This is a genomic window from Pseudomonas sp. MF06569, from assembly GCF_059862735.1.
Genome location: NZ_JCBCUZ010000001.1, coordinates 320049 through 339221 on the forward strand (window position 1 = coordinate 320049; position 19173 = coordinate 339221).

The 19173-nt window shown below is 60.0% G+C and carries 14 protein-coding genes; 2 read left to right on the forward strand and 12 right to left on the reverse strand.

What is annotated here, in order from left to right; translation table 11 throughout:
• Positions 1-117: 117 nt before the first annotated feature.
• Positions 118-414 (forward strand): winged helix-turn-helix domain-containing protein, encoded by a 297-nt coding sequence (locus AC19YQ_RS01615; protein ID WP_500594439.1) that lies wholly within the window; start codon positions 118-120, stop codon positions 412-414.
• On the opposite strand, the gene AC19YQ_RS01620 is transcribed toward AC19YQ_RS01615, so the two are convergent.
• The 10 genes from AC19YQ_RS01620 to betI form a co-directional block, all read right to left on the reverse strand.
• Positions 405-866, reverse strand: a complete 462-nt coding sequence (locus tag AC19YQ_RS01620) for a GNAT family N-acetyltransferase (RefSeq protein WP_500594440.1) — start codon at positions 864-866, stop codon at positions 405-407. The genes AC19YQ_RS01615 and AC19YQ_RS01620 overlap by 10 nt on opposite strands.
• Before the next feature lie 64 nt (positions 867-930).
• The gene (gene yccS / locus AC19YQ_RS01625; protein WP_500594441.1) at positions 931-3105 is read right to left on the reverse strand and encodes a YccS family putative transporter; all 2175 of its coding nucleotides are present in this window, start codon (positions 3103-3105) and stop codon (positions 931-933) included.
• A 105-nt stretch (positions 3106-3210) separates the two neighbouring features.
• Positions 3211-4389: a BaiN/RdsA family NAD(P)/FAD-dependent oxidoreductase gene (locus AC19YQ_RS01630; protein WP_500594442.1), complete on the reverse strand. Its 1179-nt coding sequence runs from the start codon at positions 4387-4389 to the stop codon at positions 3211-3213.
• 154 nt (positions 4390-4543) lie between these two features.
• Positions 4544-5881, reverse strand: coding sequence for an ATP-dependent RNA helicase DbpA (dbpA, locus tag AC19YQ_RS01635; RefSeq protein WP_241486165.1), 1338 nt, complete (start codon positions 5879-5881; stop codon positions 4544-4546).
• Between the two features lie 150 nt (positions 5882-6031).
• Positions 6032-7462 carry a multidrug transporter subunit MdtD gene (gene mdtD / locus AC19YQ_RS01640; RefSeq protein ID WP_500594443.1) on the reverse strand — a complete coding sequence of 477 codons (1431 nt, stop codon included), beginning with the start codon at positions 7460-7462 and terminating at the stop codon, positions 6032-6034.
• Between the two features lie 125 nt (positions 7463-7587).
• A complete protein-coding gene (locus tag AC19YQ_RS01645) occupies positions 7588-8925 on the reverse strand; it encodes a TldD/PmbA family protein (RefSeq protein ID WP_500594444.1) in 1338 nt (445 codons plus the stop codon).
• Positions 8925-10367 (reverse strand): TldD/PmbA family protein, encoded by a 1443-nt coding sequence (locus tag AC19YQ_RS01650; RefSeq protein WP_500594445.1) that lies wholly within the window; start codon positions 10365-10367, stop codon positions 8925-8927. Before AC19YQ_RS01650 ends, AC19YQ_RS01645 begins: the two co-directional genes overlap by 1 nt.
• A gap of 240 nt (positions 10368-10607) precedes the next feature.
• Positions 10608-12311 (reverse strand): choline dehydrogenase, encoded by a 1704-nt coding sequence (gene betA, locus AC19YQ_RS01655; RefSeq protein ID WP_500594446.1) that lies wholly within the window; start codon positions 12309-12311, stop codon positions 10608-10610.
• Between the two features lie 144 nt (positions 12312-12455).
• Positions 12456-13928 carry a betaine-aldehyde dehydrogenase gene (betB, locus tag AC19YQ_RS01660; protein WP_339477224.1) on the reverse strand — a complete coding sequence of 491 codons (1473 nt, stop codon included), beginning with the start codon at positions 13926-13928 and terminating at the stop codon, positions 12456-12458.
• A gap of 108 nt (positions 13929-14036) precedes the next feature.
• A complete protein-coding gene (gene betI / locus AC19YQ_RS01665) occupies positions 14037-14630 on the reverse strand; it encodes a transcriptional regulator BetI (protein ID WP_339477222.1) in 594 nt (197 codons plus the stop codon).
• Positions 14631-15106: 476 nt separating this feature from the next.
• Here betI and AC19YQ_RS01670 point away from each other — a divergent pair, with 476 nt between their 5' ends.
• Positions 15107-17044, forward strand: a complete 1938-nt coding sequence (locus AC19YQ_RS01670) for a BCCT family transporter (protein ID WP_326399150.1) — start codon at positions 15107-15109, stop codon at positions 17042-17044.
• Positions 17045-17150: 106 nt separating this feature from the next.
• Here AC19YQ_RS01670 and choV read toward each other — a convergent pair whose 3' ends face one another.
• Together choV and choW are read right to left on the reverse strand one after the other, a co-directional pair.
• Positions 17151-18329, reverse strand: coding sequence for a choline ABC transporter ATP-binding protein (choV, locus tag AC19YQ_RS01675; protein WP_133075221.1), 1179 nt, complete (start codon positions 18327-18329; stop codon positions 17151-17153).
• Entirely contained in the window at positions 18326-19171 is an 846-nt protein-coding gene (choW, locus tag AC19YQ_RS01680) for a choline ABC transporter permease subunit (RefSeq protein WP_133075222.1), read from the reverse strand. The genes choV and choW overlap by 4 nt, the downstream gene beginning before the upstream one ends.
• Positions 19172-19173: the final 2 nt, after the last annotated feature.

The following is a 19173-nucleotide window of genomic DNA, read 5'->3' on the forward strand; positions in this document are numbered from 1 at the left end:
GGAGCGGGCTTGCTCGCGATGGTATCGACGCGTCTTCCCAGAAGGACCGCAGCGCCTGAATCGCGAGCAAGCCCGCTCCCACAGAAAGCCAGCAATCATCCGCATCAGGAGTTCTGAATGGACGTCAGCAAAACCAAAAGCAGCTTTTACCGGCGCTTGTACGTGGCCTGGTTAATCGATAGCCAGATTGCCAGCAACGTGCCCGCACTGACCGAAGTGACCGGCATGCCGCGCCGTACTGCGCAGGACACCATCGCGGCGCTGGCTGATCTGGATATTGTCTGCGAGTTCGAGCAGCAGGACGGCGCCCGTAATCATGCCGGGCGTTATCAGATTCACAGTTGGGGCCCTGTCGACAAAACCTGGGTCGGCGAGCATCTGGTGCAGATCAAGCAGGTGCTGGGTTATCCCTGAGGTGTCAGGCGCATGCCGATGTGCGGGATGTCATCTTCAAGATACATTTCGCCCTCGGCGCGAAACCCGTGTTGCCCGTAGAACGGCTGCAAGTGCGCCTGGGCGGACAAGAGCACGGGCTGCCCCGACCAGTAATCCTCGATGTTTTCCAGGGCTTTCTCGATCAGGATATGCCCCAGCTTTTGCCCGCGACCCTCAGGGGCAATGATCACGCGGCCGATCACCACGTCGCCGCCCTGGGATTCAGGGTCGAGCACGCGGGCATACGCCACCAGTTGATCGTTCTGCCAGCCCATCACATGCAACGTGTCCCCCGTCAGGTCTTGCCCGTCGACGTCCTGGTAGGCGCATTTCTGCTCGACGACGAATACTTTCGAGCGCAATTCCAGAATGGCGTAGAGCTGTTCCTTGCCCAGGTCGTTGTGGTGTTTGCAGAGCCAGTCGGTGGTCACGATCGCGTCCTTCTTGGTGAGTGTATGACCCGATAGTAGGCGCGATGTGTACTCGCGCCAAGTTCTAAGGTGCCTTGACCAAATGTGCCGCCAGGGTGCGCAGCGGCCCGAGCTGACGGCAAATCAACGCCAGTTGGGTTTGCACCAGACGCTGGTTTTCATCGATCTCCTCGGGCATTTGCTCAAGCTCGCTGGCCAGTGCTTCTTCATCATCACTTTGTACCGCCACCGCCTGCTTGGACGCCAGATCCTGTGCGATCTGGTCAATGCTGTCGGCAATCCTGCGTCCGGCGCCCTCGATCAACTGTTCCCGCACTTCACCGGGCAGCTCGGTGTCACGGTGAGCGCCCAGTCCTGACAAATAGCTGAGCAAGGTGTGGGACAGCACCAGAAAGCGGAAGCCCATGTCGGCATCCTTACGGAAATGCCCCGGTTCCATCAGCATATTGGCCAGTGTGGTCGACAGCGCCGCATCGGCGTTATGGGCGTTACGCCGCGCAAGGCGATAGGCGAGGTTGTCGCTTTTGCCCTGGGCGTACTGTTGCATGATCTGGCGCAGATACTGGCTGTTGCAGCTCAAGGTATTGGCCAGTACCTGATTCAGGCGTCGGCCCTGCCAGTCCGGCAAGAACAGGAATACCGCTGCCGCCGCAATCACGCTGCCCACCAGGGTATCGAACAGTCGCGGCAGGAACAGCCCGTAGCCGTCGCCCACCTGGTTGAAGCAAAACAGGATCATCAGGGTGATGGCTGCGGTACTCAAGGTGTAGCGCGTGGTGCGGTTGATAAAGAACACCACACCGGCGACCACCGCAAACATCGACTGCACCAGCGGGTTGGGGAACAGATCGAACAGCGCCCAGCCCACGGCCAGGCCGATGGCCGTGCCGATGATGCGCTGGCTGAATTTGCGTCGGGTGGCGCCGTAACTTGGCTGACACACGAACAGCGTGGTGAGGATGATCCAGTAACCCTGGCTCGGGTGAATCCAGTGCACCATCGCAAAACCGATGCTCAGGGCCAAAGGCAGACGCAAGGCGTGGCGAAAGATCAGCGACGTGGGTGTGAGGTGCTGACGCAGGCGCGACCACACGTCCTTGAGGTTGCGTGGCGAACGGTCCAGCAGGCTGCTGTCGGTGGCATCTGCCAGGTTGTCGGGGTTACTGGCGTCGCTCAATAAACGGTCGAGGGTGCCCAGGTTGGCGGCCAGCGCCCGCAGTGAACGCAACAGTCCGCGCCAGGCCGGGTTGCTCTGGATGCGCAAGTGTTCGAGCGAGGCGTGCAAGTCGCTCAGTGCTTCGGCAAAGCTGTCGTCGTAGACAAACGGCTGGCGCAGCTTGATCGACTCCGACAGGCGCTGACAAGCCACGCCTTGCTGGCGCAGCAGGCGTTGGCAGCGGAACATCACGTCACTGTGGAAGAAGGCTTCGGCCAGGGCGTTGTAGGGGTAGTGCGAGGAGCTGGCGCGTTCGTGGATGTCCTGCGCCAGGAAGTACAGCTTGAGGTAGCGGCTGAGCTTGGAGCCCGGCCGGGAGTTGCCGACCCGGTGCAGAATGATCTCTTTGGCAGTATTGAGCGCGGCCACCACACGTCCGTTTTGCCGCGCCAGTTCCAGTCGGCCGGCTTCGACATCCAGCTTGCGGATCGGCTCGAACAGCGACGATTTGATCTTCAGGTACAGGCCCAGCTCCCAGAACAACCGCGCCAGGCTTTGCTGTACCGGTTGATTGGAAAACAGCGCCTGCCACAGTACCGACAGCATCCCGTACCAGGCCGCGCCCGCCACCAGCAGCAAGGGTTCATGCCAGAAATTGGTGACTTCGCCACCCCGCTGGTCGACGCCAATCATGGTGTACACGGCCAGAATCAGTGTGGCCGAAGCAATCGCCCCGTAGCGCTCGCCCAGTGCACCGAGCATGGTCAGGCCGAAGCTGGCCATGGCAAGCGCGCAGACCATCAGCCAGGGATAGGGGAAGAGCAGTTCGACACTGAGTGCCGAGGCGGTGAAGCACACCAGCGTTACCAGCAAAGCGTTCAGTCGGCCTTGCCAACTGTCATCAGTCTCGGACAGCGCGCTGGCGATAATCCCCAGAAACAGCGGGATCAGCAGCGACATTTCATCCTGATACCAGCAAAAAGCCATGCTGCCGGTCAGGGCGACAAACACCCGCACGCTGTAACTGAACTTGTCCAGCGCCCACAAGCGGCGCAGGGAATGCTGAAAGCTTTTCGATGACATGGAGTGGCGGTGCCTGGCTCGTGATTCGCTAACTTGAGCCAGTTAAGACGACAGCGCAATGGCACTGTCACATCGAACACGAAATATTTTTAATGCCGCCTGGCGTTAAACGTACTGCGCCGCCGCATACCCCGAAGCCCACGCCCACTGAAAGTTGAAGCCGCCCAGGTGGCCGCTCACATCCAGCACTTCACCCACAAAGTACAGGCCGGGGCTTTTCAGCGACTCCATGGTCTTGGAAGACACTTCGCGGGTATCAACCCCGCCCAGGGTCACTTCAGCGGTACGGTAGCCTTCAGTGCCAGCCGGTATCACTTTCCAGCTCGCCAGTTTGTCAGCCACGTGCGCCAGTTCACCCGGGGTGTACTGCTTCATGGGCTTGGACTCGAACCAGTGCTCGGCCAACAGGTTGGCCATCTTCTTGGTGAAAAGCTCACCGAGCAGGGTTTTCAGTTCGCTGTTGGGGCGTTCGGCCTGCTGGGTTTGCAACCAGCTCAGCGCGTCGAGGTCGGGCAGCAGGTTGACTTCAACCGTGTCGCCGGTATTCCAGAACGACGAAATCTGCAAAATCGCCGGTCCGCTCAAGCCCCGATGGGTGAACAGGATATTTTCCCGGAAGCTCTGATCGTTGCAGCTCACCAGGCAGTCGACTGACGTGCCCGAGAGTTCGGTACAGATCTCTTTGAGCTGGTCGGTGATGGTGAACGGCACCAGGCCCGCGCGGGTGGGCAACAAGGTGTGGCCAAATTGCCTGGCGATTTGATAGCCGAAGCCTGTGGCACCGAGCGTCGGGATCGACAGGCCGCCGGTGGCGACCACCAGCGACAGGCAGTCAATCGGCCCCAGCGTTGTGTTGAGGCTGTAACCGTTGTCGGTTTTTTCGATCTGCTCGACCGAGGTGTCCAGGTGCAGGCTGACGCCTGCTTTTTGGCACTCATCGAGGAGCATTTCCAGGATGTCGCTGGATTTGTTATCGCAGAACAGTTGGCCGAGTTTTTTCTCGTGATAGGGCACGCCGTGTTTGGCGACCATCTCGATAAAGTCCCACTGGGTGTAGCGGGCCAGGGCCGACTTGCAGAAGTGCGGATTCTGCGACAGGAAATTGTTGGGTTCGGTGTACATGTTGGTGAAGTTGCAGCGGCCACCGCCCGACATCAGGATCTTTTTGCCCGCCTTGTTGGCGTGGTCTATGAGCATGACCTTTCGCCCGCGACCGGCAGCGGTCAGCGCGCACATCAAACCAGCGGCGCCAGCGCCAATAATCACAACGTCGGTAGAGCGCAAAGCGGTGTCCTCACAAAATTTATAGTCAATCCAAACCTAATGTGGGAGCGGGCTTGCTCGCGATTGCAGCACCCCGGTGATTCAGCTGAACCGAGTTGTTTGCATCGCGGGCAAGCCCGCTCCCACATGTGATCGCCAGTGTTCAGGCGATCGCTTACAAAACCCGAACGCGCAATACGCGGCCTTTGATTTTGCCTTCGCTCAAGCGCTGGGCAGCCTGTTTGGCCACGGTGCGGTCAACGGCCACGTAGGCCTGGAAGTCAAAGATCGCGATCTTGCCAACCTGGGCACCCGGGATGCCCGCGTCACCCGTCAGGGCACCGAGGATATCGCCCGGACGAACCTTGTCTTTACGACCGGCACCGATCACCAGCGTGCTCATGGCCGGCAGCAACGGTGCGCCGCCCTGGGAGGTCAGGGTGTCCAGGGTTTCCCAGTTCAGCGGGGCTTTCTGCAGCTGCTCGATGGCCTGGGCGCGGTGCGCTTCGGACGGGGCAACCAGGCTGATCGCAACACCTTTTTCACCAGCACGGCCGGTACGGCCAACACGGTGAATGTGGATTTCCGAATCACGGGCCAGCTCAACGTTGAGCACCATGTCCAGCGCGTCGATGTCCAGACCACGGGCCGCTACGTCGGTGGCAACCAGTACTGACGTCGAGCGGTTGGCAAACATCGCCAGCACCTGGTCACGGTCGCGCTGTTCCAGATCGCCATGCAGGCCAACAGCCGAAATGCCTTTGGACGTCAGGTGATCAACGGTTTCCTGAACCTGCTGCTTGGTGAAGCAGAACGCTACGCAAGATTGCGGGCGGAAATGGCCCAGCACCTTGGTCACAGCGCTCATGCGCTCTTCAGGGGAGATTTCGTAGAAGCGTTGTTCGATCTGGCTGTCAGTGTGCAGCGCCTCGGCTTTTACTTGCTGAGGGTTGCGCATGAACTTGGACGACAGTTGCTTGATACCAGCCGGGTAGGTGGCCGAGAACAGCAGGGTCTGGCGACGCTCCGGGGTTTTTACAATGATGTCTTCGATGGCATCGTAGAAACCCATGTCCAGCATGCGGTCCGCTTCGTCCAGTACCAGAGTGTTCAGACCGTCCAGAACCAGCGAGCCTTTGCGCAAGTGCTGCTGAATGCGGCCCGGTGTGCCGACGATGATGTGCGCACCGTGCTCCAGCGAGCCGATTTGCGGACCGAAAGACACGCCGCCACACAGGGTCAGCACTTTGATGTTGTCTTCGGCGCGGGCCAGACGGCGGATTTCCTTGGCAACCTGGTCAGCCAGTTCGCGGGTCGGGCAGATCACGAGGGCCTGGCAGCCGAAGAAGCGCGGGTTGATCGGGTTCAGCAGGCCGATGCCGAAGGCGGCAGTTTTGCCACTGCCGGTCTTGGCCTGAGCGATCAGGTCCATGCCTTTGAGGATCACCGGCAAGCTCTGCGCCTGAATCGGCGTCATCTGGGCATAACCGAGGGAGTCGAGGTTAGCCAGCATGGCGGCGGACAGAGGCAGAGTGTTAAAAGCGGTGGCAATGGTGGTCACGGGACTGGCCTGCAAAACAAAATGTCGCGCAGTGTACCAGTCCCATGCCCTTTGCCTGAACATTCTGGACGAGATGTCATCCAGTTCTGATTAAAAAGTCGCTTAATGTTCCAGGTCATGCTCCGAGTTGGCCTTGGGTTTGCGGCCGTCCTGCGGTGACAGTTGCAGGAAAATAGCCGCCGCCAGCATCGCCATGATCCCGACTGTGAGGAAGGTCAGCTGGAACGCCCCGAGCACCGTGTCCACCCCGTCGCTGCCGCCATCGCCAGTGAAGCCGCCGAGCAATGCCCCGGCGCAGGCCACGCCCAGGCTCAAGGACAATTGCGCCACCACCGACAGCAAACTGTTGCCGCTGCTGGCGCTGGCGTCATCGAGGTCGATCAGGGTGACGGTATTCATCGCGGTGAACTGCAACGAGTTGATCGCCCCCAAGACGGCCAGCATTGACAGCAACAGCGGGTAGGGCGTGTGTTCGGTGACCAGGCCCATGCTGGCCAGCATCAGGCCCAGGGCAAAGGTGTTGGCCGTGAGTACCGTGCGATACCCCGCGCGCTCGATCAGCGGTCGGGCTATCCACTTGGCCAGCATGGCGGCTGCGGCCAGTGGCAGCATGCTCATCCCGGCTTGTGACGGCGAGTAGCCCAGCGCCACTTGCAGCAGCAACGGCACCAGGAACGGCAGCGCACCGCTGCCCAGGCGAGCAAACAGGTTGCCCAGAATGCCCACCGCAAAGGTTTTGGTTTTGAACAGTGCCGGCGAGAACAGCGGGTTGCTGATATTGCCCGCCCGCAACCAGTAGGCCGCCAGGCACGCCATCCCGGCGAAGAGCAGCAACATCACGCGCAAGTGCGGCATGTGCAACTCGCCCAGCCCCTCCATCGCAATGGTGATAAATATCATCGCGGCGCCAAACAGCACGAAACCCAACCCGTCGAAGCGGGTGCGCTCGCTGCCGCGCAGGTCCGGAATGAAGTACCAGACTGCCCAGCAGCCCAGAACGCCCACCGGCAGATTGATCAGGAAAATCCAGTGCCAGCTCAGGTACTGCACCATCCAGCCGCCCATCGTGGGGCCGATCAATGGACCGAGCAGGCCCGGGATGGTGATAAACCCCATAATCCGCACCAACTCCGAGCGCGGGTAAGCCTTGAGCACCACCAGCCGTCCGATGGGCAGCATCAAGGCACCGCCCAGGCCCTGGATGATCCGTGCGCCAATCAGCTCGTTGAGGGTGTTGGACAGCGCACAAAGCAACGAGCCGAAACTGAACAGCAGAATGGCGCTGAAGAAGATTTTCTTGGTGCCGAAGCGGTCGGCAATCCAGCCCGAGGCAGGGATCAGCAGGGCCACGGTAAGCATGTAGGCAACGATCACGCCTTGCATGCGCAGCGGGTTTTCTTTCAAGTCCCTGGCCATGTCGGGCAGGGCGGTATTGAGGATGGTGCCGTCGAGCGACTGCATGAAAAACGCGATGGCCACAACCCACGGCAACCAGCGCAGGGTTTCAGGACTCAGAACCGGGCGTACGGGCATAAGACCTCTTTTTTATGGCGATTGGAGATGGAGATCCTGTGGGAGCGGGCTTGCTCGCGATGCGGCGCCCCGTTGCATCTGGGCACCGCAGTGATGCTATCGCGAGCAAGCCCGCTCCCACAGGGTTACAGCGTCAGCGTGAGCTTCTTGACCAACGCTCCCGGCAGCAGATTCGACGCAGTCTGGCGCTGGTCGTAGGTGCTGGCCGACAGCAACAACTCACGATCTGCCGTCAGTGCCTCCAACTGCGAACCCAGCAGACTATAGACGCTGTCATCAAAACGCATGGTGTTGACCGGGGCCTTTATCTCGCCGTTCTCGACCCAGAAGGTGGCAAAACGGGTCATGCCGGTCAGGCGTGCGGCCGGTTGGTCCGAGTAGTTCAAGTACCACAGGTTGCTGATGTACAACCCGGTGCCCAATTGCTTGAGAATATCGGCCTGTTCCAGCGTACCCGCCGCCATCGCCAGTGCGCTCGGCGCCTCGCCCTGTGGCGCGCCGTTGACCTCAAGGCCATATTCGGCAGCACTGCGCGAACCCACCAGTTGCTGGTTGGCCTTGCCGTGCTTGACCAGGGACAAGTCCTGGCGCGGATACCCTTCGCCGGAAAACGCCGGGCTCAGGGACTGGCTGACCTGCTCGTCAAACGACACCAGGGGGCTCAGTTGCGCATCACCGCCGTACAGTCGCTGCAACGGGCTGGATTTGCTGGCCAGCGCCTGTGCCGAAAAACCGCCCCAGCACAACATGCTCATCACTTCCTCCAGCGCCGCCGGGGCCAGGTAGGCCCTGTACTCGCCGGGTGCCAGGGCATGGAGCGGGCGATCCAGAAAGCTCAGTTGCTCACGGGCCAGTTGCATGCGCTGGGCAAAACGTTCGCTGTCCCAATCGGCCCCGGCGTAGCTGGCTTTCACCGCTTGGCCGTTGCTGTGGAACAGGCTCCAGTCGAAGTTGAAACTGTTGGCCTGATGCCAGCCAAATGCACCTTCGGAACTGGCGTAGCCATAGCTGATCGGGCCGCAGGCATAAAACCCCACCATATCGACGCCTTCGCACGCACGGCGGATTTCATCCAGCACCCGAGCGGTGTCCGGCAGTGGATGGTCCTGCACCTCATGACTGTGCCAAGGCTGGGGGTTCAGCAATAAATAAGGGTCGGCGGGCAACAACGGCAAGGTGTCACGCAGTTGTTGCACCGCGTCGGCCAGGCGCTGTTTGTCGACATCCGGCTCACCGGCCAGGGTAAGGCGGATATCCCCGTGGCGACCGTCGTTGATCAGTTTCAGGCTCAGGCTGGCCTGCTGCACACGCCCGGCCTGGCGCACCTTGCCCTTGTTGAAACGGATGAACTCCGAGGCTTCGGCGTCGTAGCCCAGGGTGAACTGCTCTGGCGGTCGAATGGCCTTGCCCAGCCATTCGACCAACGCCTTGAACTGCTCGGCCTGACTCAATGGGGTACTCATCAGGCATCGCCTCCAAACACATCAATTTGATTGAACACGCACGCGGGTGACGCATGCCCCACGCGAATTACCTGATTGGGTTCGCCCTTGCCGCAGTTCGGCGTGCCCAGCACCTTGAAGGTACTGGCGTCACCCACGGCGCTGAGGTTGCGCCAGAACTGATCGGAAATACCCCGGTAGTTGGGGTTTTTCACCACGCCCTTGAGTTCGCCGTTCTCGATCAACTGGCCCCACTCGCAACCGAACTGGAACTTGTTGCGCGCATCGTCAATCGACCAGGAACGGTTAGTGGCCATCAGGATGCCGTGTTCAACGCCGCCGATCAGTTGGGCCATCGACTGGTCGCCAGGTTCGATATTGAGGTTGGCCATGCGGTCGATCGGAGGGCGGTTCCAGCCGCAGGCGCGGCTGTTGGCCACGCCATCAAGGCCCGACCGGAACTGCGACAGCGCACCGCCCAAAGGCCGAAGCAGCAGGCCTTCGCGGATCAGGAACTCCTTGTGGGCCGGTGTGCCGTCATCGTCGAAGCTGTAGCTGGCCAATTGTTCCGGGATGTCAGGGTCGAAGGTGACGTTCAGCAGTTTGGAGCCGTACTGCAGGCTGCCAAAGTCGCTGGCCTTGACGAAGCTGGTGCCTGCGTAATTGCGCTCGTCACCGAGGATGCGATCCAGTTCCAGCGGGTGGCCGATGGATTCGTGGATTTGCAGGATCATCTGGTCGGGCATCAGCAGCAGGTCGCGTTTGCCGCTTGGGGCATTGGGTGCCAGCAGCAATTGCAGGGCCTGGTCGGCGACCTTTGGCGCGGCTCCGATCAACCCGCAGCGGCTGATCACGTCGGCGCCACCTTGCTGACCGAAGTTTTCGCGGCCCAGGCTGCGGGTCTGGCTGTCGTTGCCGTCATAGGCGGTGACGCTGATGCCCGGGTAGACAAAACGTTGTGCCCGGCGCAACTCGGCGCCAGCGCTGTTGAGATAGATCTGCTCGACGTGATTGAGGCCCAGCGAAACGTCCCAGCTGACCAGCCGCTCGTCCTTGGGGACGGCAGCCGACTCAGCGCCCAACAGTTCAAAGCATTCGTTGAGTGACGGGAATGCTTGATTGAGATGGGGCGAGTAGTAGTCAGCGCGTTCGTGGGACACCGGCTCCTGGCTCAGATCGAGCAGGGCGTGGGCAGCAATCAGTTGAGCCTGTGCCTCGGCACGTTCCAGAGCTGCCTGCAAACCGGCTTGCGACAGGTCATTGGTGGCGGCGTAGGCTTCGACACCCTTGAGCCGCACCGTGAGCATCGCGCCCTGATCGTGATTGAATGAAGGGGGTTCTGCGACGTTCTTGCGTACCGACAGGTATTGCCCGGACTCGCGCACATAACGCAGCGAAAAGAACTCGGCCCGGGTGCGCAACGCGCCAAAGCGTTGCTTGAGCTGAGGGTAAAAATCGAACATGCACTGACCTCCGAAAAACGGGAAACGTATCGAGGTTTGGAATAGGGGAGCGAAACGAGGCAACAGAGTAGGCCTGCGTTGAGGCCGGGGGCAAGCGGGGGGGAGATGAAATCAAACACGGCGACAAACCTGTAGTCGCTGCCGAAGGCTGCGATCGGGCCCGAAGGGTTCGCTCATTTCAAAAGCGAAGGCCCTTCGGCCCTTTTCGCAGCCTGCGGCAGCGACTACAGGGTGGTGTGCTTACTGCGCGGTACGGCTGACTTCACGCAGCGGCTTGCCGCGAACCGGTGCATCGCCTGCCACGTAGTAGTCGGCAGTGCTGCGCGGCAACGGCTGGCGGCCACGGATCTTGTCGGCGATTTTCTCGGCAATCATGATCGTCGGTGCGTTGAGGTTGCCAGTCGTGATCAGCGGCATGATCGACGCATCGACCACACGCAGACCCTGCATCCCATGCACGCGGCCTTCGGCGTCTACCACGGCCATCTCGTCGGTGCCCATCTTGCACGAGCAGGACGGGTGGAATGCAGTCTCGGCGTGTTCGCGAATAAAGGTATCCAGCTCTTCGTCGGTCTGCTTGTCGATACCAGGGCTGATTTCTCGGCCACGGTACGCATCCAGCGCAGGCTGCTGCATGATTTCGCGGGTCAGGCGGATGCCGTCACGGAATTCCTGCCAGTCTTGCTCGGCTGCCATGTAGTTGAACAGGATGCTCGGGTACTCACGCGGGTCCTTGGACTTCACGTTGATCCGGCCACGGCTTGGCGAACGCATGGAGCCCATGTGCGCCTGGAAACCGTGTTCTTTTACGCCATTGCTGCCGTTGTAGTTAATCGCTACCGGCAGGAAGTGGTACTGAATGTTCGGCCATTCGAATTCTTCGCGGGTGCGGATAAAACCACCGGCTTCGAACTGGTTGCTGGCACCAATGCCTTTGCCCAGGAACATCCACTCGGCGCCAATGGCCGGCTGGTTCCACCACAAGAGCGACGGGTACAGCGAAACCGGCTGGGTGCAGGCGTACTGCAGGTACAGCTCAAGGTGATCCTGCAGGTTCTGGCCAACGCCCGGAAGGTCGTGAACGACCGGAATATCGAGGCTGTTGAGCAGTTCGGCCGGGCCGACGCCGGAGCGTTGCAGCACGGTTGGCGAACCGATTGCGCCGCTGCACAGCAGCACTTCTTTACGGGCCTTGGCCTGGATGCGGGTGTCGCTGTCGCCGACCATGTAGGAAACGCCAACGGCGCGCTTGCCTTCAAAAACGATCTTGTCGGTCAGGGCGTGGGTCACGATGGTCAGCGTCGAGCGCTGCTTGGCGGTGTCCAGGTAGCCACGGGCGGTACTGGCGCGACGGCCGTTAGGCGTCACGGTGCGGTCCATCGGGCCAAAACCTTCCTGCTGATAGCCGTTCAGGTCTTCGGTACGCGGGTAGCCGGCCTGTACGCCTGCTTCAACCATGGCGTGGAACAACACGTTGTTCCCGGCTTTGGGCGTGGTCACGCTGACCGGGCCATCGCCACCGTGGTAATCGTTGGCGCCGATGTCGCGGGTTTCGGCTTTACGGAAGTACGGCAGGCAGTTCAGGTAATCCCAGTCTTCGAGGCCTGGCAGTTTTGCCCAGCCGTCGTAGTCCATCGCGTTGCCACGGATGTAGCACATGCCGTTGATCAGGGACGAACCGCCCAGACCCTTGCCACGGCCACATTCCATGCGGCGATTGTCCATGTGTGGCTCTGGATCGGTTTCGAAGGCCCAGTTGTAGCGACGGCCCTGCAGCGGGAATGCCAGGGCGGCCGGCATCTGGGTACGGAAGTCGAAACGGTAGTCCGGGCCGCCCGCTTCAAGCAGCAGCACGGTGACGCCTTGGTCTTCAGTCAGACGGGTCGCCAGGGTGTTACCGGCAGAGCCGGCACCAATGATGATGTAATCGAATTCTTGGGACATAAATGCACCCTCTTTGAAATAAACAAGCCTGTAGTCGCTGCCGAAGGCTGCGAAGGGTTGCTCAGCAACCCGTTTTCCCGAAGCCTTCACGGACTTCATCGCAGCCTGCGGCAGCGACTACAGGTAATCGGCTGCCAGTTGGGTTTAGAACACCGAAACGTAGTCGCCCAGCTCTACCTGTACCGATTTGATCCGGGTGTACTGAGCCAGCGAGCTGATGCCGTTTTCACGGCCAATGCCCGATTGCTTGTAGCCGCCTACCGGCATTTTTGCGTCGGACTCGCCCCAGGCGTTGATCCAGCAAATACCCGCTTCCAGTTGATGGATGACGCGGTGGGCGCGGTTCAGGTCCCGGGTCACGACGCCCGCAGCCAGACCGAACTCGGTGTCGTTGGCGCGGCGGATTACTTCTTCTTCGGTGTCGTAGGTGAGGATGCTCATCACCGGGCCGAAGATTTCTTCTTTGACGATGGTCATCTCGTCGGTGCAGTCGGTGAACACGGTAGGTGCCACGAATGCGCCCTTGGCCAGATCGCCCTGGGTCAGGCGTTCGCCGCCGCACAGGACGCGGGCGCCTTCTTCTTTGCCCTTGGCAATGTAGCCCAGCACACTTTCCATGTGAGCAAAGCTGACCAGCGGGCCGAAGTTGGTGTTTTCGTCTTCCGGGTTGCCGATGCGGATGCGCGCAACGCGCTCCAGGATCTTGGCTTCAAACGCAGCCTTCATGGCCGTCGGGATAAACACGCGAGTGCCGTTGGTGCACACCTGACCCGAGCTGTAGAAGTTGGCCATCATCGCGGTATCTGCGGCGCGATCCAGGTCGGCGTCGTCGAAAATGATCAGGGGCGACTTGCCGCCCAGTTCCATGGTCACGTCTTTCAAGGACGAGCTGGTGGCGCTGGCGGTGACTTTCTTGCCGGTGTCGGTGCCGCCGGTGAACGAGATTTTTTCGATGCGCGGGTGCTCGGTCAGCCAGGTACCGACTTCACGGCCACTGCCGGTCAGTACGTTGAACACGCCATCCGGCAGGCCCGCCTGGGTGAAGACCTCGGCCAGCTTGAGGGTCGTCAGGGAGGTGACTTCGCTTGGCTTGAAGATCATCGCGTTACCGGCAGCCAGTGCCGGTGCGGCTTTCCACAGGGCGATCTGGATCGGGTAGTTCCACGCGCCGATACCAGCTACAACGCCCAGCGGCTCGCGGCGGGTGTAAACGAAAGAGGTGGTGCGCAGCGGGATTTGCTCGCCTTCAATGGCGGGTGCAAGGCCTGCGTAGTATTCGAGTACATCGGCACCGGTCACGATGTCGACGTAACGGGTTTCGGAGTACGACTTGCCGGTGTCCAGGGTTTCCAGGGCGGCCAGTTCATCGTTGCGCTCGCGCAGGATTTCAACGGCGCGACGCAGGATGCGCGAACGCTCCATGGACGTCATGGCGGCCCAGATTTTCTGGCCCTTTTCAGCGCTGACAACCGCGCGCTCGACGTCTTCTTTGGTTGCGCGTTGCACTTGAGCGAGGACTTCGCCGTTAGCCGGGTTGATGGCATCGAAAGTAGCGTCGCTACCGGCGTCGGTGTAGCCGCCGTCGATGTAGAGTTTTTGCAGTTCGAAACGGGCCATAAAATCCTCGCAAGTGCATAAGTGGTTGGCGTTGATCGTGAGCCGGGTGCCATCTGATTGGGGCAACTCAAACTCACGACAGTTCAGGGGTTAAGCATTTATTGGGGCCTAACTCACCTGTTTCGCCAGTTGTAGATCCATGTATTCGTAGCAGATGCGTTGTGCCTGTTCGGTGTCGAACGCGTCTCCCGACAGGGCACCCCGCAACCATAGACCATCGATGAGAGCTGCCAGGCCCCGTGCTGCATTGCGGGCCTGGGCCTGCGGCAGTACGCGGCGAAACTGGCAGCACAGATTGGAATACAAGCGGTGATCGTTGATCCGCTGCAATCTGTGCAACGACGGCTGGTGCATGCTGGCGGCCCAAAAGGCCAGCCAGGTTTTCATTGCCGGGCCACTGACCTGGCTGGCGTCGAAGTTGCCTTCAACAATCACCTGCAGATGAGCCCGTGGGCTGTCATCGCTTAACGCCAGGCGGCGCTCGGTGACGTTGTCGATCAAGACGTTCATCAAGTACCGCATGGTGGCGGCAATCAGACCGTTCTTGTCTTTGAAGTAGTGACTGATGATGCCGTTCGACACACCGGCCAGACGGGCAATCAGCGCAATGCTGGCATCTGCCATCCCGACCTGATCGACCGCCGTCAACGTGGCTTCGATCAACTGCTGGCGGCGTATGGGTTGCATACCGACCTTGGGCATTTCGCAAATCTCCTTGGGCCGGCGAGCAGTGCATAAGCATCACTGAACGACAGCCAGTCTATTTTGTTTTGATTGAACGTTCAATCAACAAAGAATAAGCTCTGCGACAAATCGTCGCGATTTATGTCGTTTCCCTACGCATGAATGGCGCAAAACGACACGGTAAATTCCCATGGAACCTAGGCAGAAGCAGGCTTTCGCAGGCGCTGACAGGAGGTCCAAACAGGCATAACGCACCAGACCACGCGGGGCAGCCCTTGATTTCAAGGGGACGCACACAGGTTCTGAACGCGGTCTGGGCGGGTCCGGTTTTTTAGCGGTGTCTTTATATCACTCGACCGTTGGTCGTAATCCAACCCTTTGGTCGAGTGGTGCGTTGCCTTAAGTCCTTGTCTCGCACTGCCTGGAGCACCCGTGCAATGAGTTCTGCCTCTCTTATAAAGACCCCGCCGCAAAAGGTGACGGTCAATGGTTGGGTGTTTTACACCTCCACTGCCTTGATATTGTTGTTGACTGCCATCTTGATCATTGCCCCCGAAGAAGCGGGTCGTATTCTGGGTGTTGCCCAGGAATGGCTGTCGCGCAGCTTCGGTTGGTATTACATGGTGGTGATCGCCGCTTACCTGATCTTCGTGGTCGGTCTGGCGTTTTCGTCCTACGGCAAACTGAAGCTGGGCACCAAGCAAGACACCCCGGATTTCAGCTATGGCGCCTGGGCCGGGATGTTGTTTTCGTCCGGTATCGGTATTTCCTTGCTCTATTTCGGCGCTTCCGAGCCGCTGGATCACTACTTCAACCCGCCTGAAGGCGTGTCGGGCAGCCACGAAGCCGCGCGTCAGGCGTTGCAACTGACCTTCCTGCACTGGGGCCTGCACGGCTGGGCGATATACGCGCTGGTCGGCCTGGCCGTGGCGTATTTTGCCTACCGTCACAACCAGCCGCTGGCGCTGCGTTCGGCGCTGTATCCGTTGATGGGCGAGCGTTGGGTCAAAGGTGCTGCTGGCCATGCGGTGGACGGCTTCGGCATGTTCGTGACCCTGCTGGGGCTGGTGACCAACCTGGGCATTGGCTCGATGCAGGTGTCGTCCGGGCTTGAGAACCTGTTCGGCATGGAACACAGCAATACCAACCTGCTGATCGTGATCATCGTGATGAGCACCGTGGCCACCATCGCCGCTGTCTCTGGCGTTGAAAACGGCATCCGCCGGTTGTCCAACCTGAACATCGTGCTGTTCAGCGGCTTGCTGATTTTCGTGTTGTTGTTCGGCCCCACCCTGCACCTGCTCAACGGCTTTGTGCAAAACACCGGTGACTACCTCAACGGTATCGTCATGAAAACCTTCGACCTGTACGTGTATGAAGGCGATAGCAAGAAAACCGAGGGCTGGCTGGGTCTGTGGACCCTGTTCTACTGGGCGTGGTGGATTTCCTGGGCACCATTCGTAGGGATGTTCATCGCGCGTATTTCCCGTGGTCGTACCGTGCGTGAACTGGTGGCGGGCGTGTTGTTGATTCCGCTGGGCTTCACCCTGGCCTGGCTGTCGATCTTCGGTAACTCGGCACTGGACCTGGTGGTTAACCACGGTGCGGTGGAGTTGGGGAAAACGGCGCTTGAACAGCCGTCGATGGCTATTTACCAACTGCTTGAGCATTACCCGGCGTCGAAAATCGTCATCGGCGTGTCGATCTTTGTGGGCTTTGTGCTGTTCCTGACCCCGGCGGATTCCGGCGCGGTGATGATGGCCAACCTGTCGTGCAAAGGCGGCGATGTGGATGAAGACGCGCCGCACTGGCTGCGTATCTTCTGGTCTGCGGTGATCACTCTGGTGACCATTGGCCTGTTGTTCGCCGGTAACTTTGCGGCCATGCAAACCATGGTGGTGCTGGCCGGTCTGCCGTTTTCGGTGGTATTGGTCCTGTTTATGTTTGGCCTGCACAAAGCGATGCGCCAGGACACCCTGGTTGAGCAGGAACAAGCCGAGTTGGCCGCCCGTGGTCGTCGTGGTTTCAGCGAGCGCTTGACTGCCCAGGACCTGCAACCGACCCAGGCGGTGGTGCAGCGCTTCATGGACAAACACGTGACCCCGGCCCTGGAAGATGCGGCAGAACAGCTGCGCAGTCGGGGCTTGGAGGTGCAAACCCTGCTGGGCAGTGCCAAGCGTTGCATGGGCGTGCGGGTGGAGATGGAAGAGGGCAACCCGTTTGTCTACGAAGTCAGCCTGGACGGGTATCTGGCCGCACCGAGCGAATCCGAACAGGATGAAGTGCGCAGTCGTTATTACCGGGCCGAGGTGTATTTGCACAACGGCAACCAGGAGTACGACCTGATGGGCTTCACCCAAGAGCAAATCGGTCGTGACGTGCTCGATCAGTTTGAAAGCCATCGCCAACTCCTTGGCAGGGTGTACAGCTAAACCGCGTGTGGGAGCGGGCTTGCTCGCGATAGCATCAACGGGGTGTACCTGATACACCGCGTTGACTGCATCGCGAGCAAGCCCGCTCCCACAGGATGAGTGCGCGTCAGCCCAGGTTCTTGCCCAACAACGCGTGATACAACTCGGTATCGCCCAGTATCCCCACCACTTTCTGGTTGTCGTGCAGCACCAGTTTGTTGCCCGTCTGGTAGCGGATTTGCAGCGCGTCGCGCATGCCAATTCCCGAATCCACCAGGGTCGGCCCCCGGCCCAGACCTTCCACCGCCTGCCCGCTGCTCCAGCGCTGCAGCTCCACGGCACCGGCGCCCTGACGGACACCCTTGATGGTGTTGCCTTCCGCCAGATCAATCCACGAATCATCCCCCGGATCGATGCACACCGAGCCGTTGATGCGTTTGCAGTTGTCCAGCGTGCGCATCAGGCTGCGCCCGCACAGAACGTTCAACGGGTTGGTGTGGGCGACGAAGGTGCGCACATAGTCGTCGGCAGGGTTGAGTACGATCTCTTCGGGCTTGCTGTACTGCACGATCTTGCCGTCTTTCATGATCGCAATGCGGCTGCCCAGCTTGAGCGCTTCGTCAAGGTCATGGCTGACAAACACAATGGTCTTGTTCAGCTTGTGCTGCAGCTCCAGCAGCTCGTCTTGCAGGCCTTGGCGGATCAACGGGTCGAGGGCTGAAAAGGGTTCGTCCATCAGCAGAATATCGGCATCCATTGCCAATGCTCGCGCCAGGCCAACCCGTTGCTGCATGCCGCCGCTCAACTCATCGGGCTTTTTGTTGCGCCATTGGGTCAGACCCACCAGCTCCAGCTTTTCATCCACCAGGGTACGACGTTCTTTCTCGGGGCGGCCCTGCATCTCCAGGCCGAAGCTGATGTTCTCGCGCACCGTCAGCCAGGGCATCAGGGCGAATTTCTGAAACACCATGGCGATGCGCTTGGTGCGCATCATTTTCAGTTCGGCGGGGGTACATGAAGCAATGTCGATCTGTTTGCCTTCGTGCTCCACATACAACTGGCCACGGCTGACCGTATTGAGTCCGTTGATGCAGCGCAACAGGCTGGACTTGCCCGAGCCGGACAAGCCCATCAGCACACAGATTTCGCCTTTGTCGATATCCAGGCTGGCCTTTTCGACGCCCACAATCTGCCCGGTCTTTTTCAGGATCTGATCCCGCGAAAGGCCTTGATCCAGCAGGCTGAGTGCCTCACGGGGGTCTTTGGCGAAGATGACGTCCACATTATCGAAACGAATAATACTCATGCGTCGGCTCCTGTCTTGGCTTCCGGCTGTTTGCAGATCCGGTCGAGCATGATTGCCAGCAGCACAATCGCCAGCCCTGCTTCAAAGCCCAGCGCAATGTCGGCAGTATTGAGTGCGTTGACCACCGGTTTGCCCAGGCCATCGGCGCCTACCAGGGCAGCGATCACCACCATCGACAGCGACAGCATGATGCATTGGGTAATCCCGGCGGCGATGCTCGGCATGGCGTGGGGCAGTTCAATGCGTGTGAGCAACTGGCGGCGTGAGCAGCCAAACGCCTTGCCGGCATCCAGCAGTTCATGGGGCACGTCGCGAATGCCCAGGTACGTCAGGCGGATGGGCGCTGCAATCGCAAACACCACCGTGGAGATCAGCCCCGGCACCACACCCAGGCCAAACAGGGTCAGGGTCGGGATCAGGTAAACGAAGGTAGGCACGGTCTGCATCAAGTCCAGTACCGGGCGCATGAAGGTATAAAACATCGGCTTGTGGGCGGCGAGAATCCCCAGCGGCACGCCGATGATCACGCACACAAAGGTCGCGAACAGCACCTGGGCCAGGGTTTCCATCGTTTCTTGCCAATAACCCAGGTTCAGGATCAGCAGAAACGACATCGCCACGAAAACAGTGAGCCCCCATTTACGTTGAATAAAGTGGGCAAACAAGGCGATCAGGCCGATGAACACGAAAGGGTTGAACCAGGTCAGCGCAAACGTCACGCCGTGGATCATCGTTTCAAGTGTCAGCGCAATGGCATCGAAGGTGCTGGCACCGTTTTTGGTCAGCCAGTCGACGAAGCTTGCGATGTACTCGCCCAGAGGAATTTTTTGATCAATCAGCATGG